The 26,474-nt window shown below is 34.4% G+C and carries 24 protein-coding genes and 1 riboswitch; of the genes, 14 read left to right on the forward strand and 10 right to left on the reverse strand.

The window, feature by feature from the left end:
- Positions 1-180 precede the first annotated feature (180 nt).
- From NSQ18_RS10020 to thiT, 3 genes are all read left to right on the forward strand, one after another.
- Positions 181-1,356, forward strand: coding sequence for an exonuclease SbcCD subunit D (locus NSQ18_RS10020; protein WP_168412226.1), 1,176 nt, complete (start codon positions 181-183; stop codon positions 1,354-1,356).
- The gene (locus tag NSQ18_RS10025) at positions 1,353-4,430 is read left to right on the forward strand and encodes an SMC family ATPase (protein ID WP_016837907.1); all 3,078 of its coding nucleotides are present in this window, start codon (positions 1,353-1,355) and stop codon (positions 4,428-4,430) included. Before NSQ18_RS10020 ends, NSQ18_RS10025 begins: the two co-directional genes overlap by 4 nt.
- A gap of 64 nt (positions 4,431-4,494) precedes the next feature.
- Positions 4,495-4,600: riboswitch (TPP riboswitch) on the forward strand.
- A gap of 95 nt (positions 4,601-4,695) precedes the next feature.
- Positions 4,696-5,256 carry an energy-coupled thiamine transporter ThiT gene (thiT, locus tag NSQ18_RS10030; protein ID WP_016837906.1) on the forward strand — a complete coding sequence of 187 codons (561 nt, stop codon included), beginning with the start codon at positions 4,696-4,698 and terminating at the stop codon, positions 5,254-5,256.
- Positions 5,257-5,342: 86 nt separating this feature from the next.
- Here the strand turns inward: thiT and NSQ18_RS10035 are convergent, their stop codons facing one another.
- The gene (locus NSQ18_RS10035; protein ID WP_016837905.1) at positions 5,343-6,338 is read right to left on the reverse strand and encodes an acyltransferase family protein; all 996 of its coding nucleotides are present in this window, start codon (positions 6,336-6,338) and stop codon (positions 5,343-5,345) included.
- Positions 6,339-6,566: 228 nt separating this feature from the next.
- Between NSQ18_RS10035 and map the strand changes: the two genes are divergently transcribed.
- The gene (gene map, locus NSQ18_RS10040) at positions 6,567-7,319 is read left to right on the forward strand and encodes a type I methionyl aminopeptidase (protein ID WP_016837904.1); all 753 of its coding nucleotides are present in this window, start codon (positions 6,567-6,569) and stop codon (positions 7,317-7,319) included.
- 36 nt (positions 7,320-7,355) lie between these two features.
- Here the strand turns inward: map and NSQ18_RS10045 are convergent, their stop codons facing one another.
- Positions 7,356-7,694 (reverse strand): hypothetical protein, encoded by a 339-nt coding sequence (locus NSQ18_RS10045; protein WP_339287929.1) that lies wholly within the window; start codon positions 7,692-7,694, stop codon positions 7,356-7,358.
- A 746-nt stretch (positions 7,695-8,440) separates the two neighbouring features.
- On the opposite strand from NSQ18_RS10045, the gene NSQ18_RS10050 reads away from it, so the two are divergent.
- On the forward strand, positions 8,441-9,046 hold the full coding sequence (locus NSQ18_RS10050; RefSeq protein ID WP_172597896.1) for a GNAT family protein: 606 nt from the start codon (positions 8,441-8,443) through the stop codon (positions 9,044-9,046).
- A gap of 320 nt (positions 9,047-9,366) precedes the next feature.
- On the opposite strand, the gene NSQ18_RS10055 is transcribed toward NSQ18_RS10050, so the two are convergent.
- Together NSQ18_RS10055 and NSQ18_RS10060 are read right to left on the reverse strand one after the other, a co-directional pair.
- On the reverse strand, positions 9,367-9,942 hold the full coding sequence (locus tag NSQ18_RS10055; protein WP_016837901.1) for a carbonic anhydrase: 576 nt from the start codon (positions 9,940-9,942) through the stop codon (positions 9,367-9,369).
- Positions 9,943-10,104: 162 nt separating this feature from the next.
- Positions 10,105-10,245 carry a hypothetical protein gene (locus tag NSQ18_RS10060; RefSeq protein WP_172597895.1) on the reverse strand — a complete coding sequence of 47 codons (141 nt, stop codon included), beginning with the start codon at positions 10,243-10,245 and terminating at the stop codon, positions 10,105-10,107.
- A 379-nt stretch (positions 10,246-10,624) separates the two neighbouring features.
- On the opposite strand from NSQ18_RS10060, the gene motA reads away from it, so the two are divergent.
- Positions 10,625-11,425: a flagellar motor stator protein MotA gene (gene motA / locus NSQ18_RS10065; protein ID WP_016837899.1), complete on the forward strand. Its 801-nt coding sequence runs from the start codon at positions 10,625-10,627 to the stop codon at positions 11,423-11,425.
- Positions 11,409-12,176, forward strand: a complete 768-nt coding sequence (gene motB / locus NSQ18_RS10070; protein ID WP_016837898.1) for a flagellar motor protein MotB — start codon at positions 11,409-11,411, stop codon at positions 12,174-12,176. Before motA ends, motB begins: the two co-directional genes overlap by 17 nt.
- Positions 12,177-12,346: 170 nt before the next feature.
- Here motB and NSQ18_RS10075 read toward each other — a convergent pair whose 3' ends face one another.
- Positions 12,347-12,568: a DUF1128 domain-containing protein gene (locus tag NSQ18_RS10075; protein WP_016837897.1), complete on the reverse strand. Its 222-nt coding sequence runs from the start codon at positions 12,566-12,568 to the stop codon at positions 12,347-12,349.
- Between the two features lie 161 nt (positions 12,569-12,729).
- On the opposite strand from NSQ18_RS10075, the gene NSQ18_RS10080 reads away from it, so the two are divergent.
- A complete protein-coding gene (locus NSQ18_RS10080) occupies positions 12,730-13,056 on the forward strand; it encodes a YtxH domain-containing protein (RefSeq protein WP_016837896.1) in 327 nt (108 codons plus the stop codon).
- 72 nt (positions 13,057-13,128) lie between these two features.
- The gene (locus NSQ18_RS10085) at positions 13,129-14,019 is read left to right on the forward strand and encodes a YihY/virulence factor BrkB family protein (protein WP_168412227.1); all 891 of its coding nucleotides are present in this window, start codon (positions 13,129-13,131) and stop codon (positions 14,017-14,019) included.
- Positions 14,020-14,166: 147 nt separating this feature from the next.
- On the opposite strand, the gene NSQ18_RS10090 is transcribed toward NSQ18_RS10085, so the two are convergent.
- Positions 14,167-16,071 carry a heavy metal translocating P-type ATPase gene (locus NSQ18_RS10090; protein ID WP_016837892.1) on the reverse strand — a complete coding sequence of 635 codons (1,905 nt, stop codon included), beginning with the start codon at positions 16,069-16,071 and terminating at the stop codon, positions 14,167-14,169.
- Positions 16,072-16,307: 236 nt separating this feature from the next.
- On the opposite strand from NSQ18_RS10090, the gene NSQ18_RS10095 reads away from it, so the two are divergent.
- The gene (locus NSQ18_RS10095; RefSeq protein WP_168412219.1) at positions 16,308-17,681 is read left to right on the forward strand and encodes an L-cystine transporter; all 1,374 of its coding nucleotides are present in this window, start codon (positions 16,308-16,310) and stop codon (positions 17,679-17,681) included.
- Positions 17,682-17,851: 170 nt separating this feature from the next.
- Here the strand turns inward: NSQ18_RS10095 and NSQ18_RS10100 are convergent, their stop codons facing one another.
- From NSQ18_RS10100 to NSQ18_RS10115, 4 genes are all read right to left on the reverse strand, one after another.
- On the reverse strand, positions 17,852-19,402 hold the full coding sequence (locus NSQ18_RS10100; RefSeq protein ID WP_016837890.1) for a fumarate hydratase: 1,551 nt from the start codon (positions 19,400-19,402) through the stop codon (positions 17,852-17,854).
- A gap of 203 nt (positions 19,403-19,605) precedes the next feature.
- Complete coding sequence (locus NSQ18_RS10105) at positions 19,606-19,785, reverse strand: SE1561 family protein (protein ID WP_016837889.1); 180 nt, start codon at positions 19,783-19,785, stop codon at positions 19,606-19,608.
- Between the two features lie 525 nt (positions 19,786-20,310).
- The gene (gene nspC / locus NSQ18_RS10110) at positions 20,311-21,450 is read right to left on the reverse strand and encodes a carboxynorspermidine decarboxylase (protein ID WP_339287939.1); all 1,140 of its coding nucleotides are present in this window, start codon (positions 21,448-21,450) and stop codon (positions 20,311-20,313) included.
- Positions 21,450-22,676, reverse strand: coding sequence for a saccharopine dehydrogenase family protein (locus tag NSQ18_RS10115; protein ID WP_016837887.1), 1,227 nt, complete (start codon positions 22,674-22,676; stop codon positions 21,450-21,452). The genes nspC and NSQ18_RS10115 overlap by 1 nt, the downstream gene beginning before the upstream one ends.
- 457 nt (positions 22,677-23,133) lie before the next feature.
- Between NSQ18_RS10115 and NSQ18_RS10120 the strand changes: the two genes are divergently transcribed.
- From NSQ18_RS10120 to NSQ18_RS10135, 4 genes are all read left to right on the forward strand, one after another.
- Positions 23,134-23,514: a GntR family transcriptional regulator gene (locus tag NSQ18_RS10120; RefSeq protein ID WP_016837886.1), complete on the forward strand. Its 381-nt coding sequence runs from the start codon at positions 23,134-23,136 to the stop codon at positions 23,512-23,514.
- 12 nt (positions 23,515-23,526) lie between these two features.
- A complete protein-coding gene (locus NSQ18_RS10125) occupies positions 23,527-23,757 on the forward strand; it encodes a hypothetical protein (RefSeq protein ID WP_339287943.1) in 231 nt (76 codons plus the stop codon).
- 7 nt (positions 23,758-23,764) lie between these two features.
- Complete coding sequence (locus NSQ18_RS10130) at positions 23,765-24,628, forward strand: DUF5808 domain-containing protein (protein WP_339287945.1); 864 nt, start codon at positions 23,765-23,767, stop codon at positions 24,626-24,628.
- Positions 24,629-24,751: 123 nt separating this feature from the next.
- Positions 24,752-26,458 carry a glycosyltransferase family 4 protein gene (locus tag NSQ18_RS10135; protein ID WP_016837884.1) on the forward strand — a complete coding sequence of 569 codons (1,707 nt, stop codon included), beginning with the start codon at positions 24,752-24,754 and terminating at the stop codon, positions 26,456-26,458.
- Positions 26,459-26,474 lie beyond the last annotated feature (16 nt).

Here is a 26,474-nt window from a genome sequence, read left to right on the forward strand (position 1 = left end):
AGTTTTTCAGGTTGAGGATGAAAATTTTTGTTTAACGAAGTTGCAAGTATTAATACGAAAATTTTAAGTTGATGAAGAATTTTCCAAAATCGATAAGAACATATATTCGTAAATTTGGTAGTCACTCAATTGAACTCGTGTTAAAATAGATGCATAGCAAAAAGCGGAGGTCGATTGAATTTGAAAATTTTCCATACGGCAGATTGGCATTTAGGAAAGCTTGTGCAAGGGGTGTACATGACAGAAGACCAGCGTTATGTACTCAATCAATTTATAACAGCAATTGATGAAGAAAAACCGGACGTTGTTATCATTGCTGGAGACTTATATGATCGAGCTCTTCCCCCGGTGGAAGCGGTAGATTTACTTGATGAAATTTTTGCCGAAATCGTGCTGAAACGAAACGTGCCTGTACTTAGCATAGCAGGAAATCATGATAGCCCTACACGTCTTGAATTTGGGAGCAAATTGATGAAAGAGAGCGGATTGTACATTGTCGGCGAACTCGATCACCAATTAAAACCGATTATTTTACAGGATGAATTTGGAGAAGTGCATTTTCATCTTGTACCATTTGCAGAACCTTCCACTGTGAAAAATGTATTTCAATGCGAATCAATTCACACATACGATGATGCCATGAAAACTATCATTGAAAAAATAGAAGAAAATATGGATAGAACGAAGCGTCATGTGTTCGTTGGACATGCCTTTGTAACGCATTCTGGAGAAAAGGGAGAAAATACAAGCGATTCTGAACGTCCGCTCTCAATTGGAGGATCTGAATGTGTCAATGCTCATTATTTCCAGGCATTTCATTACACAGCCCTTGGGCATTTACACAAAGCTCATTACGTATTAAATGAAACGATACGATATCCGGGATCTCCATTAAAATATTCGGCATCTGAAGCGAATCATCAAAAAGGATTTTTAATAGTCAATTTAGATGAAAATGGACAAGTTTCTATTGAAAAACGAAATTTCACACCGAGACGAGATTTGCGCATCATTGAAGGCACCATTCAAGAAATTTTAAAACATGATTACTGTGAAGATTATGTATTCGTACGATTGACTGATTTAACACCAGTTGTAGGAGCGATGGAACAAATTCGCACTGTTTACCCGAATGCCATGCATGTGGAACGAAAAACGATTCAAAGAATTGAAAGTGCTGAAGAGAATATTAAAATTCAGCGAGAACAATTGGATGATATGACGTTATTTAAAGCTTTCCATAAAGAAATTTTAGGCTTTGAGCCGACAGAAGAAGCTCTTCAATTATTTGAAGAAGTATTGAATGAAATGTTGCGTGATGAAAGAGAAATGAAAGAGGAGGCGGTGACGAAATGAAGCCAATTTTATTAAAAATGACCGCCTTTGGACCATACAAAAATGAAGAAGTGATCGATTTTACAAAACTTCAGGAAAGAAAGCTTTTCGTGATTTCCGGACAAACTGGCGCCGGAAAAACGACGATATTTGATGCCATCTGTTTTGCGTTGTATGGTTTTGGTAGCGGTCAAGACAGGAAAGATACAAAAATGCTGCGCAGTGATTTTGCAGAAGATGATGTGCATACTTCTGTTGAATTTGTTTTTGAAATACGTGGCAAAAAATATCGTGTTTTGCGCAGGTTGTCCCATGTGAAAAAAGGAAGAAAAACACCAACTGGTGAAAAATATGAGTTGTTTGAAATACTGCCAAATAACGAAGAAATTCCAGCGGTGGAACGGCAACGAGTGACGGATATTAATGAAAAGCTTGAAGAATTGATTGGATTAACTTACGAACAATTTAGCCAAATCGTGATGCTGCCACAAGGAGAGTTTCGTAAATTATTAACTTCTAAATCGGACGAGAAAGAAGAGATATTAAGAAAAATCTTTAAGACAGATCGCTTTGTAAAAATGGCTGATAAACTGGAAGAAAAGAAACGATTAGCGGATCAACAACTAAATGAAGCAAAGGCATTAAAAAATAGCTATATTAATCAAATTGAAGGAACATTACCAAAACGAGAATCATTGTTGTTTACAATGCTTAGTCAACATTCCAATATTTATCAGATTCTAGAAGGATTGGCAGAAGAACAGCAATATTATCAGAAAAAAATTAAAGATGATGAACGAATGTATCGAGAAGCTTTCAAAAAACATCAAGAGGCATATGAAGTTTATGTTGCGAATAAAAAGTTAAATGATCAAATTGATGAATATGAAAGGAAAAAAGAAAAGCTATCCTTTTTACAATCTCAAAAAGACCATTATGAACAAATAAAACAAACAATCGATGCAGCAAATCGTGCAAGCCGAATTTTCCCACTCTATTCTTATCTGATGGAACTGGATAAGGAAAAACAATCCATCGAAAAGAGAATGGAACTCGTTACAAAACAGTTAGAAGCAGCAAAATGGACATTTGCTAAAGCAGAAGAAATGTTCAAGATGGAAGCAATGAAAGAGGAAGAACGGGAACAAGCGAATGAACGAGTAAATGAATTAGAAAAACTTGTCCCTATTTATGAGCAAATGAACGAACAAATAAAGCTCGTGGACAAACTGTTGAATGAAAAAAATCAATTGCAAACTCGCCTACAAAACATAGTAAAACAGATCGAAGAAAAGGAATGGGCTATTCAACAGTTGAGCGAGATGATTGAAAAGCTGGAAGAAGACACAGAATCATTGAATGAACTATTAGAACAGCAACGACTATTAAGAGAAATTGTAGATACCTACACAAAATACTTTGAGGTAAACGCTGAAGTCCATAAACTAGAAAACGAATGGCTTAAAGCGACATCTACCTATGAAGAAGTTCAAAATATATATGCTCAGGAAGAGGAAAAATGGTTGAATAATCAAGCGGCCATTCTTGCGAAGAGTCTCCTGCCTGGAATGCCTTGCCCTGTTTGCGGTAGTACGGTACACCGAATCGAACATACAGCATCAACAGAAACCGTTAATCAAACGGAATTGAAAAAACTGAAAGCAACATTAGATGAAGCTCAGCAAAAGAAATTTGCTGTTCAAGGGAAATTAGAATCGAAACGACATCAATTACAAGAAATAGAACAAAAATTAATGCAATATCATGCGCCATTAAAAGAATATCAAAAATATGTTCATCAATTACAAGATATAAATATTGCTATAAAAGAAAAAGAACGTCAAAAAGAAGTACTTACATTAAATAAAAAACAAATAAAAATTCTGCAAGATGAAAATGCACAATTAGTTCATTTTCGTAAGGAAATCGAACGTCAGTATCATGAAAAACATGAACAATACACGCAGAATAGTACGATTTTAGAGCAACAAAAAAAATTAATACCAGAAGAGATTAAAGACCTTTCCCAATTACAAGTTGCACTTCAACAAGCAATCAGCAATAAGCAACAATTAAAACAATCTTGGGAAACAGCCCAAAAGCAGTATCAGGAAGCTAACAAACAAGTTGTAATGAATGAAGAGGCATTTAAACAAATAACTGAACAAGTGAAACATATTCAAGTAAAATGTCAACAATCAAAGGAAAATTTCCATTCAGCTCTTCTACTAGCAAGGTTTACATCGACGGAAGATTTTCTACTTGCTAGACGTCCAGAACAGGAAATTGAAGCTTTACAAATGCAATATGATAATTATTCAAAGGAGCTTCATTTTTTACAAGTGCAAGTGAAAGAGGAAGCAGAAAAATTAAAAGATAAAGAAAAGGTCGATTTAACAGAAGCTGAAAAAGAATTGGAAGCGTTGCAGTTTAATTATGAAAAAGCATTAGATGAATTAAACTATTCGAAAGCTTGTGAAAAACATTGCATCGACTTTGCAGAGAAGCTTGAAAGACTTGCCAATAATATATTTCAAATGGAAGAAAAATCGAATCAAATCATAGAATTATATAATTTACTTCGTGGACACAACAGCAAAAAAATTTCCTTTGAACGCTATGTACAAATGGGGTATTTAGAGCTCATTACAGAAGCAAGCAATCTTCGTTTGAAAAATTTATCGAACGGTCAATATTATTTGCAAGTTTCTGACCGATTGGAGTCCTACGGTAGGCAAAGTGGATTAGGATTAGATGTATATGATGCATACACTGGACAAGCAAGAGATGTAAAAACTTTATCTGGCGGAGAGAAATTTAATGCTTCGTTAAGTTTAGCACTAGGAATGGCGGATGTGATTCAAAGCTTCCAAGGAAATGTTCAAATCGAAACAATGTTTATTGATGAAGGTTTTGGCTCCCTTGATGAAGAATCGTTGATGAAAGCAATTGATACGCTCATTGAACTACAAAAATCCGGCCGAATGATAGGGGTTATTTCTCATGTGGAGGAATTAAAATCGGCAATGCCTGCTATATTACAAGTAGAAAAATTAAAAGAGGGCTATAGTAAAACATCCATTATATTAAAGTAAATAATGAGGTTGCAATCTTCATATAATTTGATAAAATGACATTGTTCCCAATAGAATATAAGATTTGTACCACAAGGGGTGCTGATGAAGTCAGCTGAGAGTGTGCCGGATGCACTAACCCTTAGAACCTGTAAGTTAGTACTTGCGTAGGGATGTGGATAGAAACCGAAACAAAGACGTCTCGGCTCTGTCCGGACGTTTTTTTATTTTGTAGTTTTCTATCCTTCTCTCAAGTTCTATAAACGAAGAGAAAGGAGATAATTGAATGAGAAACCAAAAATTATTATGGATGGTTGAAATTGCGATTTTTGCTGCAATTGGTTATGTGTTAGACCAATTGAAATTTTCTATTTGGGCGCAGGGTGGATCCGTTAGTTTAGTTATGCTGCCTATTATTTTAATCGCTATTCGTTGGGGACTATCTGCAGGACTTATGACTGGATTGATTGTAGGATTATTGAACATGACAATTAATCCTTATATTGTCCATTGGGCTCAAGCATTGCTTGATTATGTTTTTGCATTTACTTTCGTAGGATTTGCGGCAATTGTTCGTAAACAAGTGTTAGATGGAGTATCAGGAAATCGTAAAAATAAAATTGCATTATTTGTTATCATCGGAACAATTATTGGCGGTTTGTTGCGCTTTATTTGTCATACACTTGCAGGAGCTATTTTCTTCAAAGAATATGCAGGCGATCAAAATGCCTGGATTTATTCTATCGGGTATAATGGTTCATATATGGTTCCGGCTATTATTTTAACTGCAGTTGCAGCGGTGCTCATCTTTACTGCAAGCCCAAGATTGATAAAAAAAGAAAATTGATTACAATTGTGAATTAAAATAAAAAGCGAATTGGGAGACAATATTGTTTTCCTAATTCGCTTTTTTATGGATAAATTTTTATACGTTTATCTAATTTTACCTACAATCCATTTCCCAAAAGGTAAATACGAAATGCATTTTGAAATGGTAATGGCAACGATTAGCGTTGATATCATCATTGCTAAAATTGCTAGATAACCATTGTTGAAAAATGATACAAAGTACTTTGCGGTTAATGATAATATGTTCCAATGAATTAAATAAATCATAAATGCATATTTGCTAATGATTCGAATAATTTTAAAAGATGGAATCAGTTGTCCATAGGCTAAGATCATGCTTGTTATTCCAACGACAAAAGGAATCAAATCCATCCTTCTAGAATGTATTTCAACCATTCCGAATTTATAGCCATACCAAATATAAAGAGCTGATAGTGCCGTGAAAATTACAGTGAAAATGCGATATTTTTTCAATAGTGGCTGAATTTTTTCATAATTTGCACCGATTATGAATGCGATTACAAAATAAACGAACCAAGCTGTTCCATACAATTTTTCATACTTCATATTTTCTTGAAAGAATGGATATGGTAAATCAAAAATTCGATGCTGCAGAAAATACAACAATACACATAAAGGTAACACGACAAAAGATGGCCATTGAAATTTAATCATTAGCCAAAACAATAGATACAATTGAAGAATAACTAAAACAAACCAACCTACAAATTCACCTAGAACGATATTGTTATAAAAGGTTTGCCAAATTAGACCATTTTGGTAGTTATATTCAATGACAAGGGCATCAATAAAAGCCCAAAATATATATGGAAGTAAAATGAATTGAAGCCGTTTTGACCAAAACGATTGTGGGATTCCATCTTTATATTTTGCTGCAAGTATGATGATGGAAAGTAAAATAAATGTCGGTGTAGCATAACATAGAAGTATTCGGATATAATGAACCATTACTGAATTTTCAGAAAGACCTGATTCTAGGTTATAAAAAGTAGTTGAATGTAATAGTAAAATTGATAAACATGCAATAACTCTTAATAAATCCCACTCTTTAATTCGCAATGATAAAACTCCTATTGTTTTTATATTTATTTTTTATAATGTTTGATTATAACATGATTAAAATACCAAGGTCTAAATAAATTTTCATTGTATATTCTATCATTTCTAGAATAAAATCATATATCATATTGTGTAGTACATTCCTAAATATAAACTTGGATTTCCGAAAAATTTTATAGAGTATGTTATATTATAAAAAGAAATTGTATAGAAGAAAGGAAATTTTACATGATTGTAAAAACACAAGAAGAATTAGAAGCGTTAAAAAAAATTGGGCGCATTTGTGCAGAAATTCGAGAAGCGATGAAAGCGGCAACTAAACCAGGCATCACAACGAAAGAGTTGGATGAGATTGCCGGCCGCATGTTTGCTGAAGCAGGAGCACTTTCTGGTCCAAAAGGTGAATATGATTTCCCAGGATATACATGTATTAGCGTCAATCACGAAGTTGCACACGGTATTCCAGGCAATAAAGTCATTCGAGAAGGTGACTTAGTCAACATTGATGTTTCAGGCTCACTAAATGGTTATTTTGCCGATACAGGCATATCTTTTGTTGTAGGCGAAGGGTATGAAGACAAAGAAAAACTTTGCCGTGTTGCTAAATCTGCCTTCGAACGAGCAATGACAAAAGTGAAAGCAGGCTCTAAATTAAATCAAATTGGGAAAGCCGTTGAACGAGAAGCAAAAGATCATGGATTAAAAGTCATTATGAATTTAACGGGGCATGGAGTAGGGCGTTCTTTGCATGAAGACCCACAACACATATTAAATTACTATGATGCATGGGATGGAACTATTTTGAAAGAAGGGATGGTTCTTGCGGTTGAGCCATTCATTTCTGAAAAGGCAGATCATATAATTGAAGCTGGGGATGGATGGACATTTATTACACCTGACAAATCACTCGTTGCACAAGTTGAACATACAATTGTTGTGACAAAAGATAAGCCAATAATTATCACACAAATTAATGAATAATCATTCGCTTTTATTTCATAAAAAAATCCTGAACGTTTAATGACGTACAGGATTTTTTTTCATAAATAATACTCCAACAATTAATACACCACTTAAAAATAGGGATGAAGTTGTAACTAATAGTTCATCAAATCCGTTTGAAATTGCAATTCCTATAAAAGACCAAACAAACACAAGTGGATATGCGGTGTCATAATGATGATAACGTAAATGCAATGCAACTAATGTGGCAAATGTTAATATAATTACCACCCATAAAGCATTACTCAAGCCGAACCCGTGCCATTCTTTATACAATAGTAAATAACAGGTATTGAGAATAAAAATAAAAGTAATCCAGCCGAAATAAATAGCAATAGGAATTCTTTTTTTCAAATGTTCTCCTTGCATCGGATATGTAAGATATAGTGCGAATAAGGACAGTAGTTGGATTCCAACGCATATAAAGGAGTAGAATAATGCTTCCTTATTCCATAAGTATATCGAAAGTATTTGGAAGATCATCACGAGCAAAAAGAAAATTGTCTGAATAGGCGAAATAAAGGTTTCAGAGTTACGCTCCTTTGAATAATTAATTGCCCAAATAAATAAAAGAATAAAAAGAAAGAACCAAAATATATATACATAGGTAGAAGGCGATATTAGAAGTGGTAGGCGATTGATAATTGCTATAGTGGATTTTCCTTCGATTGGTAGCCAAAAAGAATATAAGGTATAGATGGTCGCTGCTATAAGGCTACAAAAAATGACGATCATTCGACCCATGTTTCGCACTCCTTTCCATAAAATTATAAACGTTTATTTCAACAACTTAAAGTGAGGAATTAAATTTTTCACTTTTATATATGACAAATATAGCAAGAGGAAAATATTCGAATAGTACTTTTGAAAACAATAGATTAAATGGATAGAGAGAACGAAATGTGGAATGAAAACTAAACAAGCACAGCTTTCAACGTGCATATAATACTGTACAATCGAGTAGGTAAATAATGGAGTTTACGTTTCTGCAAGAACAAAAACAATCTAGTAAAGTTTGGGTTTCTTTAGCATGTTTATAACCTACTAACTAAATGCTAGTAGAATTATAAAATATGGAAGAAAGGCATTAGGTAAGTACAATGGTGAAGAAGCTATTACAAATATTTAAAAAGAAGGGTGATCATGTGATTCGAATCGAAAGCGACAGGTTGCATTTACGTACCTTTGTAGAAACAGATGCAAAAAAATTAGCGGAATTGTTACAGCGAAATAAATATTTTTGGGCAACTTATGAGCCATTACATGATGCGGAATATTATACAGAAGAGGCACAGTTTCGAAAAATTTTAGAAGGATTGCATCTTCAGCGTACAAATCGCGAATATTCCTTTGGGATATTTACAAAAGATGAGGAACAATTAATTGGCCATATTTCCCTATATGCGATTAAAAGGTTGCCATATAGCAGTGCATTTATCGGTTACTCCATCGACGAACGATTTACGGGACAAGGTATTGCAACAGAAGCAGTGAATGAAGTTGTGCAATTTGCTTTTAATGTAGTGAATTTACATAGAATCGAAGCATATGTATCACCCAAAAATATAGCTTCTGTGAAGGTTTTAGAAAAGGCAAATTTTAAACGAGAAGGTCTATTAAGGGAATTATTGTATATTAACGGATCTTGGGAAGATCATTATATGTATGCCCTTTTACAAAGCGATTATTTTCGTAATCAACGTTAACCGTTCGCTTCTTAACTAAAATCCTAAAATTAGCGATTTTAGTTAGGAGCGAATTTTTTTATATTGCATGTGTGGGAAATCGTGTGTCTTGTGTGAGGGAAGTCAAGCTCGAGCGGGAAATGCTAGAACATGTGCGGGAAATGGTTTAACTTGAGCGGATGAAACGATGCTGGTGTGGGAAATATTCTAGCATGTGCGGGCAATCCTTCAACTTGTGCAGACCTCTCTTAATGTTAAAAAAGATAAACTTGCAAAAAAACCACCCGCTAGCCAGTTTAATTCCTGACCTATGCAGATGGACTCAATGTTCAATCGTTGTATCATTTGTTACCTAAATATTCATGTCCATTTGTTAATAAATCAAGTTTGCCTGTTTCAGGATTCATAACTAAGCCGTGCACTGGCGTATTTTTTGGAAACAGTGGATGGTTGCGAATGATATCAACACTATTCAATACGTTTTTTTCAACATCTCCGAATCCACGTAACCATTCAATCAAATCGATTCCTGAATACTTAATAGATTTGATTATCTCCTTACTTATCCCTTTTTCAATCATATGATCAACCATCAAATAAGGATCAACAGTGCTCATGCCACAATCATAATGACCGATTACATACACTTCATCTGCTTGTAGTTCATAAACAGCCACTAAAATGCTTCTCATAATTCCCCCAAAGGGATGGGCTACCATTGCACCGGCACTTTTAATTATTTTTGCATCGCCATTTCGCAAATTCATCGCCTTTGGTAATAATTCGATTAAACGTGTATCCATACACGTTAATATAACAATTTTTTTATCTGGAAATTTTGATGTTTTATATGGTTCATATTGCTTTTTTTCAACGAATTCTTTGTTAAAACGCAAAATCTCATTTAATGATGCCATTTATTAATCCCCTTTCTGATGTTAAGGACGATTATAGCAATAAGAAATAGGTTGATACAAATGAATGAATTGAATATGAATAAATATAGCAAAAAGTGATAAAAAAAATCGACAAATACAGCTTAACCTGTTTTGTCGATTTTTCATTCAAGTGCTATGGCATTAAAATTTTTCAGATGGTTTTGCGTCAACTTTTACTGAAGAAGTGGAATCTAAACCTTTACGTAAATAGTGAATGAACATCATAACTGCAACTAAAAGAATGCCAATATATCCAGTTACAGTTGCTAAAAATAAGCCCATTGCTAGACTCCTTTCTAAAAAACAATAATGATTTAAATTAATTATACTATAACTATACGACAATTATAAAGGTTTTAGGAGAAAAATAGGATTAGTAATTCCAAGGAACGTTACGCAATTTTGCTATTTTTGTAGAAATTGTGACAGACAATAATGGGAAGTATGCAAAATTTGATGTGAAAGTATCATTTTTTATTTCCTTACATAAATATTTATTAATTATAAAAAATAATATTTGAATGAAAATAGAAAATTATTATATGAACCATTTATTTTCTATAAAAATTACTCATTATTATAGTTATCTAGTAAAAAGATACTTAAAAAAATATTGGAAAATGTCGAAATATAAAGTAGTGGAAGATTTGGAGGTACAGTTATGGATTTAGCTACAGTTATAGGTATTTTTCTTGGCATTATTGCGGTATTTGTCGGGATGGTAGTAAAAGGGGCGTCCTTGAGTATTTTAATCAACCCGGCGGCATTTTTAATCATTATCGTTGGTACAATATCATCTGTTGTGATTGGATTCCCAGGAAAAGAACTAAAAAGAATCCCTAAATTATTAAAAGTAATTTTTACTGAACAAAAAACAGTAAGCGATGTAGAAATCATTCAAATGTTTTCAAAGTGGGCAGACCTAGCTCGCCGTGAAGGTCTCCTTGCATTGGAAAGTGAAGCCCAAGAAATTAAAGATCCATTTTTACGAAATGGTTTAATTCTTGCAATCGATGGTCAAAGTGCAGATTACATACGGGATGTATTAAATGAAGAAGTTGAAGCGATGGTAGAGCGCCATGAAAGTGGTGCCCAAATTTTTTCGCAAGCAGGTACATATGCTCCAACACTCGGAGTACTTGGGGCGGTTGTCGGTCTAATTGCCGCTTTAGGAGATATGGAAAATATCGATAAATTAGGTTATGCAGTTTCTTCGGCTTTCGTTGCAACATTATTGGGGATTTTCACTGGTTATGTATTATGGCATCCATTTGCTAATAAATTAAGACGTAAATCCGCTTTTGAGGCTAGACAAAAACGATTAATGATTGAAGGTGTTTTATCTGTATTAGAAGGTGAGGCTCCGCGTATTATTGAACAGAAATTAGCTTCGTATTTGACAAATGAAGAGCGTAAACTATTCTACGAAAGCGGGGCTGGCGGTCTTGGCAAAGAGAACTAAAAAGCGTGGAAAAGAAACAGAAATCAATGAATCATGGCTTTTACCGTATTCGGACTTAATGACGTTGCTATTAGCGTTATTCATTGTATTATTTGCTTCCAGTAGTATTGACCAAGTAAAGTTCCAAAAAATGTCGCAAGTGTTCAATGAAATTTTTAATGGCGGCGTTGGGTTTATGGAAAATACCTCAGTCATTGATAATCCAACGGCTAGAACGGATGGAATGACAGTAGAGCAAAAAGCTTATTTAAGAGACCAAGCTCAACTTAAACAAATTCAAAGTGAAATTGAAAATTTTATCGCTGTCAATGAATTGGAAGATACATTTTCAGCAAAAATGACAGATGAGGGATTGCTGCTTACAATTCGTGATAGTATTTTATTCGATTCAGGGAAAGCAGATATAAAACCTGAAAACATCCCAATTGCCCAGGAGTTATCGGCTATTTTAGAATTTGACCCACCACGTTATATTGTTATTACTGGACATACGGATAATGTGCCTCAAAATACTCCGGAATTTCGATCAAATTGGGAATTATCTGTGATGCGGGCAGTGAATTTCTTAAAATTAATTATCGATTCAAATCCGAATTTAGATCCTAAATATTTCAGTGCAAAAGGGTATGGAGAATACAATCCAATTGCAACGAACGAAACAGCAGAAGGTAGAGCGAAAAATCGTCGGGTTGAAGTGTTAATTCAACAACTCGTGAAAAAAGATGAAACTACAACTTCAGAAACGAATTAAAACAATATGATGTAAAGGAGCGTTTCATAGTGGAACGCTCCTTTTTAAATCGTTTTATTTAAAGTGTATGATTTACTTTAAAAGAACATAATGAATGCTTTTACAAGATATTTGAATAATGATTAATTAAATAGGAAAAAGTATGCGGTAGTTAATAAAATGAAAATGGTTTATTTTCGAAGCGAACCTAATTCAGAGACGATTGCCTCTATTTCGCTAGGGCTAAAGGAATCACGCTTCATGACCATTTCGTATAAGTCATACAAATCTTCGTAATTAGCTTCTGTAAAATCTTCTGAACGCAATGCGCTCGAATTGACCATTTTCAATTTTTCTTTAATTTTTTCTACAATATACGCCACATTATCTTTGGAAGGCGTTGATAAATTCATCTCTTTTTAGCCACCTTTCAATTAAGCTTTGTATCATCATTTCATTTCATATTATTGTTGTCAAGTTGTATCCATGTATTCGCCCTTACTTTTAAAAGATTAAAAGTTCTTATAGAATATTATTAGTAAAACTTTACATGAATCGACAGGAGGAGAAGGTAATGAGCCAAAGCAAATTATGCAAAGGTGTTGTGATTGGTGCAATAGTAGGTGCCGCAGTGAGCATGTTTGATCGTAAAACAAGAGAACATACCGTTGAAACAATGAAAAATATAAAGGATTCTGTTATTTACTATGCTAAAAATCGTGATGAATTCCAACAACTCGTTTATGAAAAGATAGAAAAAATGCAAAAATTATATGAAGATACGACGGAAAATGTAAATTTTATTATGGAAAAAATCGATGAAATGAAAGAAATTCCAAGTACCGTTCAAGCGATTGTCGAAGATACAAAAGCAGCTTTTTCATCGAAAGAAGAAAAATAATGTGATGTGGGATGAAGGGAAGTGAGCTAGCGCTTGAATGATTCAAAAGTTTCGCAAACAAAATGGGTTTTAATGTTTCAATCAATTTTTAATCCAGATGAATCAAAAATTGATATTACGACTTTTAAAGGATTTGTCCAGGAAATCATTATCAGAATGAAGAAAGTGGACATTTCCGGAATGGGGGCGCAACTAGCTTACTTCTTCTTACTATCATTTTTCCCGTTGTTATTAGTCGTAGTTTCCACATTACCTTTTTTGGATATTAATCAAGAACATGTTTTTCGTTTTATTCAAACCATTGTACCAGCTGAAGTTTTCATGTTGACCCAAGGAACGATTGTAGAAGTATTGACAACGTATAATGGGGGCGGTGTTTTATCAATCGGGATATTAGGTACATTGTGGTCTGCTTCAAGAGGAATGAATGCGATAATTAAAACGTTAAATGAAGCTTATGAAACAGAGCCAAAGATGGGAATTATAAACCGAGCTTGGTCATTAGTCTTTACAGTATTATTAATTTTAATATTGCTGCTTGCTTTAATAGTGCCGATTTTTGGTCAACGATATGTATACTTGCTATTCGATTTTTTAGGAGTCGAGACATCATTTGTTGACTTTTGGAATTATGTACAATGGATTTTACCACCACTACTCATTTTTATTGTGTTACTTTTATTGTACTGGGTTATACCTTATACAGAATCACGAGTTCATATTGTGACTGTATTACCTGGAACAGTATTTTCAACTATTTCATGGGTAGTGTTAATTTACGGGTTTTCTTTTTATGTGAATCATTTTGGTAATTTTACTTTTACTTATGGAAGTATTGCCAGTGTCATTATTTTTATGCTTTGGTTGTATTTTACGGGAATGATTTTAATATTCGGTGGAATATTAAATGCAGCAATGCATAAAAGACATTTTGCGAAAATAAGAAAAGGCAACATCTCCTAATTAAAAAATTTCCCAAAGCAGACACTCCACTCATAGCAATTTTGTACTTCATACAATTAAACAGAAAAGCGGATTTAGCTATTAAAACAGCTAAATCCGCTTTTCTGTTTACATATAAACCAATGCATCAACTACAATAATTATATTCTATGATTGTGTTTTAAGCATTCTTAATCCATTTAATATCACTAAAATAGTGCTACCTTCGTGCCCAACTACCCCAAGTGGGAGATCGACGATTTGAAGAAAATTAGAAATGATGAGTAAAGCAATGACTGCTGTTGAAAAAATAACATTTTGTTTCACAATTTTTTGCATTTTTCTTCCTAGTTTAATTGCGTAGGCAATTTTCGATAAATCGTTTTTCATTAATACGACGTCTGCCGTTTCCAATGCTACATCAGTACCTCCGCCCATAGCAATTCCTACAGTTGATTTTGCAAGGGCAGGTGCATCATTGATACCATCGCCTACCATTCCAACGTATTGATGTTGTTTTAAAGCTTTATTAATAAATTCTGTTTTTGTAACTGGAGAACATTCAGCAATATATTCCGTTACCCCTGCTTCTTTCGCAATCGTTTTGGCTGTTTTTTCATTATCTCCTGTAATCATGGTAATATTGATTCCAAGTTCTTTCAATGTTTGAACAGCTTCTTTCGCTTCATCACGAATTATGTCTTTTAAAGCAATCAATGCGGCAATACCTTGCTCATCTTTCATAAAGACAACGGTTTTTCCCTCTTCTGCCAGTTGAGCTGCAACACCATTCGCAAATGTCTTTGCTTCATTGCTTCCTACAAAATCTCCCTTACCAATCGTGTAAGATTGACCGCGAATATCCCCTTTTAACCCAAATCCAGGAACATCAGCAATATCAATGCCGGAGATAATTTCCACTTGTTGTTCTTTCGCATACTGAACAATGGATTGAGCAAGAGGGTGATTGGATTGAGCTTCAATAGATGCAATAATTTGAAGCGTTTCATTAGTATCCAAATCTTCTCGGACAATCACATCGGTTACTGACGGCTTTCCTTCCGTTAGTGTTCCAGTCTTATCAACTGCAAGTAATTTAATGACGCTCAAATTTTCTAAATGGACGCCACCTTTTAGTAAAATGCCGTGTCGTGCACCATTTGAGATTGCTGCGAGTGTAGCGGGCATAATGGATGCAACAAGGGCACAAGGTGAAGCGACAACTAGCAACACAATTGCTCTATAGAAAGTTGTATTCCAGTCCCAACCAAATAGGTAGTGAGGAAGAACCATCATAATTAAAACGGCAATTAAAACACACTTTACATAGAGATTTTCAAATCTTTCTATAAATAGTTGGGAAGGGGATTTTTCACTTTGAGCTGATTGCACGAGCGTAATAATTTTTTGGAAAAGCGTTTCAGAATTTGGTTTTGTCATGTTAATTGTAATGGTGCCATTTAAATTGATGGTACCTGCGAAAACTTCATCACCTACATTTTTGGAAACGGGAATAGATTCACCTGTTATGGCTGATTCATCAACAGATGAAGAGCCTTTTATGATTTCACCATCTGCAGGAATTCTTTCTCCCGGTTTAATTAACAGATGGTCGCCTACTTTTAAAGAAGAAACGGGTACTTTCATCGGCTCAAAATTTCCTCGTACGAGCCATGCTTCTTCTGGTTGCAAATTCATTAAGGATGAGATTTCACGATGACTACGATTCATTGCATAAGTTTCAAGGGCGCCGCTTAAGGCAAAAATGAAGATCAGTATGGCACCCTCTGTCCAGTAGCCGATTATCATTGAACCGATGGCTGCCAAAATCATCAATAACTCCACATTTAATGTTCTATTTTCTATAGTGTCAAGGATTCCTTCCTTTGCTTTCGCATAACCACCAATAATAAAAGCGATTATATATGAAAATACCGAAGCTGTTGATAAGCCTTCTTTTTCTAATTTCCACGCCATTAATATAATGACTCCGCTTATAATAGCTGCGATTAGTTCCTGATGTTGTTTTATATTCTCAATTATTGAGAAACTTTCTCGATTACTGTTATCCATAAAATCCTCCTTGTGATAATGAATTTCAGTTTCAAACCTCTATTTTTATAGTGATTGATAATCAATATCAATTATTTGAAATAAGTTTTATTTAAAAATTATTCTAATCTAAAACAGTTCTTTTGTAAACAATTAAACACTAAAAATTATAGAAAATTTAAATTATATTAATCTTACTTGACTTATCGGAATAAAGATGTATTATAAAGTTTGTTCATATAAAAGGAGGTTAAGTGATGGGAATCATAGTAAATATTGCTATTTTAATAGGCTTGTTGGTCTTTCTATATTTTTTAAAGAAAAAAAATGTAAAATTTTCAAACAGAGTGTTTATAGCGTTAGCTATTGGGGTAGTATTTGGAGCTGTTCTGCAATGGATTTATGGATTTGGTTCAGAAACGATAACGAAAACGATGCCATGGTTTAATATCATCGGAAATGGTTATGTAAAATTATTGCAAATGGTTGCAATGCCCTTAGTATTTATTTCAATTTTGGCGGCATTTACGAAAGTGACAATAGGAAAAAATTTAGGGAAAATTGCAAGCATCATTTTGGCTGTGCTAATTGGTACAACTGCCATTGCTGCATCCTTAGGTATTTTATCAACAGCCATTTTTGATTTGGATGCTTCACAAATCATGCAAGGGGAATCTGAAGTTGCACGTGGAGAGGAAATTGTGCAAAAAGCTGAAAATGTAAAAACATTGCCAGAGCATATTTTGGAAATGTTCCCTGCCAATCCATTCCTTGATATGACAGGTGCCCGTTCCACTTCAACGATTGCGGTTGTAATTTTTGCAGCCTTATTAGGATTTGCTTATTTACAACTTCAACGAAAAGATGAGGAAACAGCAAACACAGTGAAAAAAGGCGTCGATGCCATTTATGGTCTCGTAATGGGCGTTGTACGCATCGTTCTGCAATTAACGCCATATGGGGTATTGGCGATTATGGCACGTACGGTTGCTACAAGCAACTTCGGTGCAATTGCCGATTTAGGCAAATTTGTCATTGCTTCTTATGCAGCGTTGATTGCAATGTTTATTGTACATTTAATAATTGTTTCGTTGACAGGTTTAAATCCAGTATTATACGTGAAAAAAGTTGCTGAAACTTTATTATTTGCATTTTCATCACGTTCAAGTGCAGCTACATTACCGTTAAATCTTCAAACGCAAACAAAACGTTTAGGCGTTCCAGAAGGAATTGCCAACTTTGCAGGTTCTTTTGGCTTATCCATTGGTCAAAATGGTTGTGCTGGTGTATATCCGGCAATGTTGGCTGTTATGATTGCGCCGACTGTTGGAATTGATCCGTTTACACCAGGGTTTATTGCAATGCTTATTTTAATCGTTGCGATCAGTTCATTTGGTGTAGCCGGTGTTGGCGGTGGTGCAACATTTGCAGCAATCATTGTATTATCTGCTATGGATTTGCCGTTAGCGCTTGCGGGTATTTTGATTTCAGTAGAACCGTTGATTGATATGGGACGTACTGCGCTGAATGTAAGTGGTTCTATGGTGTCCGGTATTGTATCAAGCCGTATCACAAAAGAACTAGATACAGAAATTTATAATGACACTTCAGAAAAGACATCTTTGGTTTAACCATTAAATAATACTCCAATTCGCCAAAGGAAAATGGGCATTCATCACAAGTGAATGCCCATTTTTATGTGTTTTTATAATAGTTGCAAAAAGTTCATAAAAAAGCTGCTCAAAAAATCAAATGTTCATCTGATTTTTTGAACAGCAAAACCTATATCATTCTGATTTAATTAGAATACTCTTTCTGCGAATTGAGCTAATTTTTCTAATGAAGATTTTTCGATATCTGCGTGTAAAGAGTTTCCGTGAGAGTCCATTGTAACAACTGCAGTGAAGTCTTCAACTGTTAAGTGCCACATTGCTTCAGGAATACCGAATTCAAGAAAGTCCACACCGTCTACGCTCTTAATGCAGTCAGCATAGTATTGTGCTGCACCACCAATTGCATTTAAGTACACGCCACCGTGTTCTTGTAATGCTTTTAATGTTTTTGCACCCATACCGCCTTTTCCAATTACTGCGCGGATTCCGAATTTTTTCATGATATCGCCTTGATAAGGTTCCTCACGGATGGAAGTTGTAGGACCAGCCGCTTTTACAGTCCAATTTCCATTTTCGTCTTTTGCCATAACAGGACCGCAGTGGTAAATAATTTGACCATTTAAATCTACTGGTGCATCGTGTGTCATTAAGTGGTGGTGAATTGCATCGCGACCTGTGTACATGCGACCGCTAATTTTTACAACGTCACCCACTTTTAGTTCACGAATTTGCTCTTCAGTGATTGGTGCTTTTAATTCAACTACGCGGCTTTCAGATTTTGTTTCAGCTTTTTCTTCTTCGTTTCGGAATGTAATTTTTTCACCATCTTGATAGTGCCATTTTTTGATTTCGCCAGTGTTAGCATCAATATCAACCGCCATGCGACGGAATGCCCAACAGTTATAAGCAATTGATACGAAGAAAGAAGCTGGAATACGGTGCATTACGCCAATTTTACAACCTAATAATGTTGCTTCACCGCCGAAGCCCATTGTTCCTACACCAAGTGTATTTGCTTTTTCAACGATGTACTCTTCTAATTTAGCAAGTTCAGGAATAGGATTTGTATCTTCTAAGTGGCGGAATAATTGTTCTTTTGCAAGATCGTAGCTGCTAGAGCGGTCTCCACCGATACCTACTCCGATAAAACCAGCAGAACAACCTTGTCCTTGAGCTTTCCATACAGCATGAAGAATACATTTACGAATTCCATCAAGATCACGTCCAGCGCGACCAAGACCTTCTAATTCGCAAGGTAAGCTGTATTGAGCATTTTTGTTCTCACAGCCTCCGCCTTTTAAAATTAGTTTCACTTCAATATAATCGTTTTCCCATTGTTCAAACTTGATAACAGGAACGCCTTCACCAAGATTGTCACCGCTATTTTTTCCAGTTAATGAATCAACAGAGTTTGGACGGAGTTTCGCATCTTCAGTTGCTTTTTTTACTGCATTGCGGATTGCTTCCTTAATTTCTAATTGGTTAACACCAATAGGAGTTTTTACTTTAAATGTTGGAAGTCCTGTATCTTGGCAAATAGGTGATACATTATCTTCTGCCATTACAATGTTATTCGTAATAGTTGCTAAACTCATTGCAGCACGAGTACCAGCACTTTCAGCTTCCTTTGCTCGTTTAATGGCACGGCGAACATCTTTCGGTAAATTTGTGGACGTTTCACAAATTAAGTCATAAAGACTTTTCTCCAAAGTTTGTAAATATGTTGTTGCGACTGACATGAAATGTCTACCCCCCAAAATTAATAAAAAAAGATTAAAGTCCATGTCTATTATACCTTTTTATAATTTCTATTAAAAGAGTAGAAGCTTAAAAGGGAAACTGTCAAAAGCAGGGTTTTCGACATGTAAAAACGTCCATTCTCGAGTGAAATGGACGTTTATTGTTTGGATTTGTTTGTTAAATTTGGAAATAAACAGTTTTGTTAAGATCTTTGTTTAAACTGCTCGATTTTTTCTTCAATATCGTCAATCATTTTAATTAAGCGATCAATGTCTTCGATACCCGCAGTTTCTTCATCAATTGCTTCCAATACTTCGAGGAAGATTTCTAAACGCTCTTTTAAGTATTTAACTTGTGTGTTTTTGTCTTGAATTGGTTTCACGTTTCCACCTCTTTCGTCTAGGTCATCATAACGAAAAACAGCGATAATTGCAATAAAAGAATAAAGTTTTAAATTGAAAATAATAGGTATTTAGAATTAATTTTATTTTTATTATTCAGAATATTTACAAAAATGAAGTGTTGTGTTAAATTATAATTAACAATTCGTAAAGGGGATGGTCGAAAAGAACACGCTCACTCTAATTGCAAAGGAGGGAGTTTAAACAATCTTTCGGCCTGACTAATTGCCGAAAACTGTTTATACAACAATAATGGTGGTAAGTAAACGATAAACCCTAGTTGATGTGCATCAATAACGATGCACAATCCTAGGGTTTTAATTTTTGTGTTTTTTTAATACCGGTTCCAATTAAACGATTAAAAAAATTCAGGAGTTGTTTTTGTCCTTTATTTTCTTATTGTTGCCGATTTTTTACAGCATAATTAATGGGTACAGGGGTTTTCTGAAAATAAGGGCAGTATAAAAAAACACCAATTGGTGGCTAGTCCAATTGGTGTTGAATAATTACGATAAACGATTACGGTAATCTTCGTACTTAAACTGTCTAATTACTTTGATGCCTTCTTCTTCATTATATAAGCAAATGCTCGGTAAGTTTACACCGTTAAACATATGGTTTTTCACCATTGTGTAATGAGCCATATCAGTAAATACAATTTTGTCTCCAGGTTTTAGCGGTTCATCGAATGAATAGTCACCAATAACATCTCCTGCAAGACATGTCATACCACCAAGTCGGTATGTGTATGGTTTATCGTTTGGTGTACTTGCACCGATAATTTGAGGACGGTAAGGCATTTCCAATACGTCAGGCATATGACAAGTTGCCGATGTATCGAGAATTGCGATTTCCATTCCATTTTTTACGATATCAAGCACAGTTGTAACAAGGTAGCCCGTATTTAATGCAATCGCTTCACCTGGTTCAAGAATAACTTGAACATCATATTTTTCTTTTACATAGTTAATCAGATCAACTAGTTTATCGATATCATAATCTTCTCGTGTAATATGATGTCCGCCACCAAAGTTTACCCATTTCATCTGGTGTAAGTATTTCCCGTACTTTTCTTCAAAGTGTGGAAGTATACGTTCAAGCACGTCTGAATTTTGTTCACACATTGCATGGAAGTGGATTCCTTCAACACCATCTAATTCATCTGGACGGAATTGGTCAAATGGAATTCCTAATCTTGAATTGATTGCACATGGATCATAAAGTGCAGTTTCCACTTCAGAGTAACCAGGATTTACTCGCAAACCAATGGATACGTGCTTGTCTAATTTTTGGATTTTTTCTTTATATTTATTTAACTGATCAAATGAGTTAAATACAATATGGTCAATATATTTTAAATACTCATCAATTTCATGTTCAGCGTAGGCTGGTGAATAGGCGTGAACTTCTTTTCCGAATTCCTCATATCCTAAACGAGCTTCGAAAAGGGAACTTGCTGTTACCCCTTTTAGATATTTACTTACTAACGGGAATGTTGAAAACATGGAAAAGCCTTTTAGTGCAAGTAGAATATCGCAACCAGTACGCTGTTGTACAGAATCTAAAATTTCTAAATTTCGCTTTAATAAGCGTTCATCTACAACGTAACTTGGGGATGGTGCACTTTTCCAGTTAATCGCTTTCATTATTTTACCTCACGTTTTTCTAGATCTAATTCAAGCAATTCTGGATCGAAGCTTTCTTTCCATGGAAGTCCCCATTTATTTAATTCTTCCATGAATGGATCTGGATCGAATTCCTCTACGTTCCAAACACCAGGTTTTTTCCATAGACCTTTAATAACAAGACTTGCACCAATCATCGCTGGAACGCCAGTTGTATAAGAGATTGCTTGGCTTCCCACTTCACGATAGCATTCTTCGTGGTCACATACATTGTATAAATAGTAAGTTTTTTCTTTGCCGTCTTTTACGCCGCGGAAAATACACCCGATATTTGTTTTTCCTTTTGTACGAGGTCCTAATGACGCTGGATCAGGTAGAACTGCTTTTAAGAATTGAAGAGGTTGAATCATTTTTCCTTCAAATTCAATCGGTTCAATTGATGTCATTCCAACATTTTCAAGTACTCGTAAGTGCGTTAAATATTTTTCTGAGAATGTCATCCAGAAGCGAATTTGTTTAAGGCCTTTAACATTTTTTGCTAAAGATTCTAATTCTTCATGGTAAAGAAGGTAAATATCTTTTGGACCTACTTCAGGGAAGTTATATACTTCTTTAAATTCTAATGGTTCAGTTTCAACCCATTCTCCATCTTTCCAGTAGCGGCCATTAGAAGTAATTTCGCGAATGTTAATTTCAGGGTTGAAGTTAGTCGCGAATGGTAAGCCGTGGTCACCTGCATTACAATCTAAAATGTCGATGTAATGAATTTCATCAAAATGATGTTTTAATGCGTAAGCTGTGAAAACACCTGTTACACCTGGGTCAAATCCACAACCTAATACAGCAGTGATTCCAGCTTTTTCAAATTTTTCTTTATAAGCCCATTGCCATTTATATTCAAATTTAGCTGTTTCAGGTGGTTCGTAGTTAGCAGTATCTAAGTAGTGAACACCTGTAGCTAAACAAGCTTCCATAATAGTTAAGTCTTGATATGGTAATGCTACGTTAATTACCACATCTGGTTTAAAACCATTGATTAATTCAACGAGTTCGTCAACATTATCCGCATCTACTTGAGCAGTGTGGATAATTGTTTTGCCACCGTCGAGTTTCTCCTTTAATGCGTCACATTTTGACTTTGTTCGACTGGCAATCATAATTTCCTCGAACACGTCTGAATTTTGCACACATTTGTGTACCACAACACTAGCTACACCGCCAGCACCAATAATCAATGCTTTACCCAATTCTTTATAACCCCCTTAATGGAAAAATAGTATTAAGCAATGAATTAGATTATACATAATAATTTTTTTCGTATCAATTCTTTTTTAAATGAAAATAAAAAAAATTTTAGTCAATTAAAAAACTAGATAAGATTTGAGTTTCTTCTTATTTTATTTGTTAATTGGCTGAAGTATATGTTGTCTACTTTTTAAATGGGAATGAGTGAGATTTTACGATACAAAATATTCAACATTTATGAGTTTGTAATTGGTCAATTAAGCAGGGAAATTCGTCAAATGGGTTCAAGTATTCGCAACTTTCGGCAAAAATATTGTCTAGGAAAAATATATCTATAAGTCCGAGAAGTCATGCTTTTTAGCAATTAGTCAATTTTTAATTACTAAGAAATAAAAATTTGTTATACACAAAGTAGAACAATTTTGTTATAATAAATGTAGAACAGATTGGGGTGAGGATATGATCATTAGAATTGAACCAGATTCAGATATACCAATTTATATTCAATTAACGAATCAAATTATTGAAGGGATTGCGAAAGGTGATTTAAAACCAGGGGAATTTCTTCCGTCTGTTCGTGCTTTTGCAGCGGATTTGGGGGTGAATATGCATACAGTCAATAAAAGTTATCACGAATTAGAAAAAAAAGGGATTATCGAAATTGTGCCAAAATCAGGTGCGGTCATAAAGAGACATTCCCATATAGATCAAGAAGCATATGAAAGGCTTTATCAGATGCTTAAGCCTCAAATTGCTGAAGGGCTTGTATTAGGGATAGAGAAAGAAGAATTGGTGGATTTAATTGAGAAAATTATAAATGAAATGAAAAAAAATCCTTAAAGGAGGATTGCAATGGCATTATTAATTTCATTGACTATTTTACTGTTTTTAGGGGTTATTCAAGCGATTGTGCCATATTTAGTTAAAAGAACAGTTGTTTTTGGAGTAATGATTCCTGAACAACATATAAAAGATGATTATGTCGTATCTTATAAAAAAACAATATTCTATATTGGCCTTAATTTTTTCTTTATTAATGATATTAATGTTTTGCTAATGGATAAGTCTAAAAAATCCTTCTGATGAATTATTGATTTTAGTATGCACTGTCATTGAATTTGGAATTATTTTTGTAAATTTAGCATTATTCTATTACTTCCGAGAAAAAATGAAACAATATAAAGAAGAAATGCAGTGGACGAAACAAATGAAACAAGTGTCAGTAGTTGATGTATCTGTTCGTTCAGAAGATCATTTGCCACCATGGTTTATTTATTTATTCCCAATGGTTATTACTATTGGATTAATAGTTTATACGCTTTATCAATATGATTTATTGCCAAATCAAATTCCAACTCATTGGGGACTGAATGGAGAGCCAGATGCCTTTACTGAAAAAACACCTTTGACTGCTATTCAAATGTTGCTATTTTTACTGTTGCTTCAATTGATGTTTTTGGGAATACAAATAGGAATGAAATTTTCTGGAATTAAGCTGAGTGCCACAAACTTGACTGCTTCGAAAAATCGTCAATTAACATTAAGAAAATCAACTAGCTGGTTTTCGTTTTACACTGTATTGTTATTAACAATGTTGTTTTCATTCTTCCAATTGACGACCATTCATCCGGAATTGTTCGGCGATTCAATATTGAAAACGATTTTGCCTTTTGGATTTTTATTTTTGATTTTAGCTGGAACAATTGTCCTTGTAGTAAAGGTAGGTCGTTCGGATAAAACGCCACCAGCATCGTTAGAAAAGGGAATTATGGATGTGAATGATGATCAATATTGGAAAGCAGGTTTGTTTTATTTTAATAAAAATGACCCATCGATTTTCGTCGAGAAACGATTTGGTGTAGGGTGGACGATTAATTTAGCTAACCCAATTGGTTTCCTTATTCTTATTGTCCCAATAGTGATTATTCTTATTATTACATTGTTGATCAATTAATTAAGATATCAAGTCATACTCGTTAATAGGGTATGACTTTTTTTAATCGTTAGATGATATTCACTTTAACGTCAAACCTACATAAAATACTGTGGAACGAACTATGTGATGAAGGTGAAAACGTTGATACAAAAACTTAGATCCCTGGAGTTCCAACATCGATTAGCACGTGTTTCTCATGCGTTTGAGCAAAACGTAACAAAGCATGATGAAAAAAAAGAAATGCTTCATATTGTTTACGTTATGACCCATACAGGTGTCTCAGGCGGTGCAAAAATTATATTTGAACATGCAAACAGACTTACACGGCTTGGAGCAAAAGTTACAATCGTTGCTCATTATGAAAAGCCGGCTTGGTTTCCGATTGAAGCAGATTATATTAAAGTTCCTTTTGATTTAGAATTAGCGAAAGGCATTCCAGACTGCGACTTGATTGTAGCGACTTACTGGGATCATATTCAACCATGTATTGAAACAGGTATTGCCCCAGTTGTTTATTTTGAACAAGGTGATTTTCATTTATTTGATTACGACAACATGAATCAAACATTAAAGAATTTTATTCAGAAACAATTTCAATTACCTTCTTTTATTTATACTGTTTCTCAACAAGCTGCTGATTTAATTGAAGCTATTTATGGCAGAGAAGCGAAAGTATATCCCAATGCAGTTGATGAACATATTTTTACTCGTGAAGGCCATCGGGAGGAAGGAGAGCATCCATATTTATTAATGGTAGGAGGAGAAAGAACTGCGTTTAAAGGAATCTCCTATATTATGGATGCTTATGAAAAGCTCAAAGATAAATTTGCACTTGATTTATATTGGATTACACCTGAAACACCGTCAGAAAAAATGAAACAAAGAGTAACGAAGTATTTTGTTAGTCCAACACAAGAAAAGATTGCTTCTTTATATCGAGGTGCTGCTTTATATGTATCTGGCTCTACTTATGAAAGCTTTTCCTTGCCTCCACTAGAGGCGATGGCATGTGGATGTCCAGTTGTAACGACGGATAACAAAGGGGCATTAGAATATGCAGTACATCAAAAAAATGCATTAATTTGCCGTATGAAGGATTCAGAAGATATGGCGGAAAAAATTAAAGAATTGCTTACAAACCAAGAATTGAAGGAAAAGTTAATTCATAACGGATTAGAGACGGCAAAACAATATAACTGGAATAAAATTATTGAAAATATTTTGCATTATTATCAAGAAATTGCATCCTTTAAAGTTCAACCACGAAATAAATTAAGCGATTGGAATATCATGATTCATCAAGAAAATTGTTTCAACCATGATGATTATAAGAGATTAGAAAAATTCCTCCTTGTTACAAATGCTGATATTGTGAAAGTACCTGTCATTTATCAAATCGATAAAATTCCTACAATTGCACGATGGGAAGTAGCAGCAGTTCGAAAAGAGGTTGAAGATGGCTTGGTAGAAACATGTTTTTGTCCTGTACGTCCAGATAATAAGTTTCAACTCTATAATCTGAAGGGTTATCAGTCTTTTCTTTTAAAACTATTTGAGCAAGCGTTAGAAGAATTTTTGGCGTTACAGAAAAACGGAGATGAGAAGGAGCAAGCCGTAGCTGAAAAATGGGTTATATTGACGTTAATGAGATTGCAAAGAAAAGAAGAAGCAAAGAGAAGATTAAAAGAATTAATGACAAAACATCCATATAATGCAGATTTATATAAATTATCTCTTCTATTGGAAGGAAAGGATAAGGACAATTTAAAACCGATTTACAACCTTAAAATATTAGGTGATGCCACATCCTATCCCGAATTTTTCTTTAACATTGTTTCAACAGTATAGGGGGATAAATTAGGAA

It is taken from the genome of Ureibacillus sp. FSL K6-0786 (assembly GCF_037965165.1).
Lineage (GTDB): Bacteria > Bacillota > Bacilli > Bacillales_A > Planococcaceae > Ureibacillus > Ureibacillus thermosphaericus.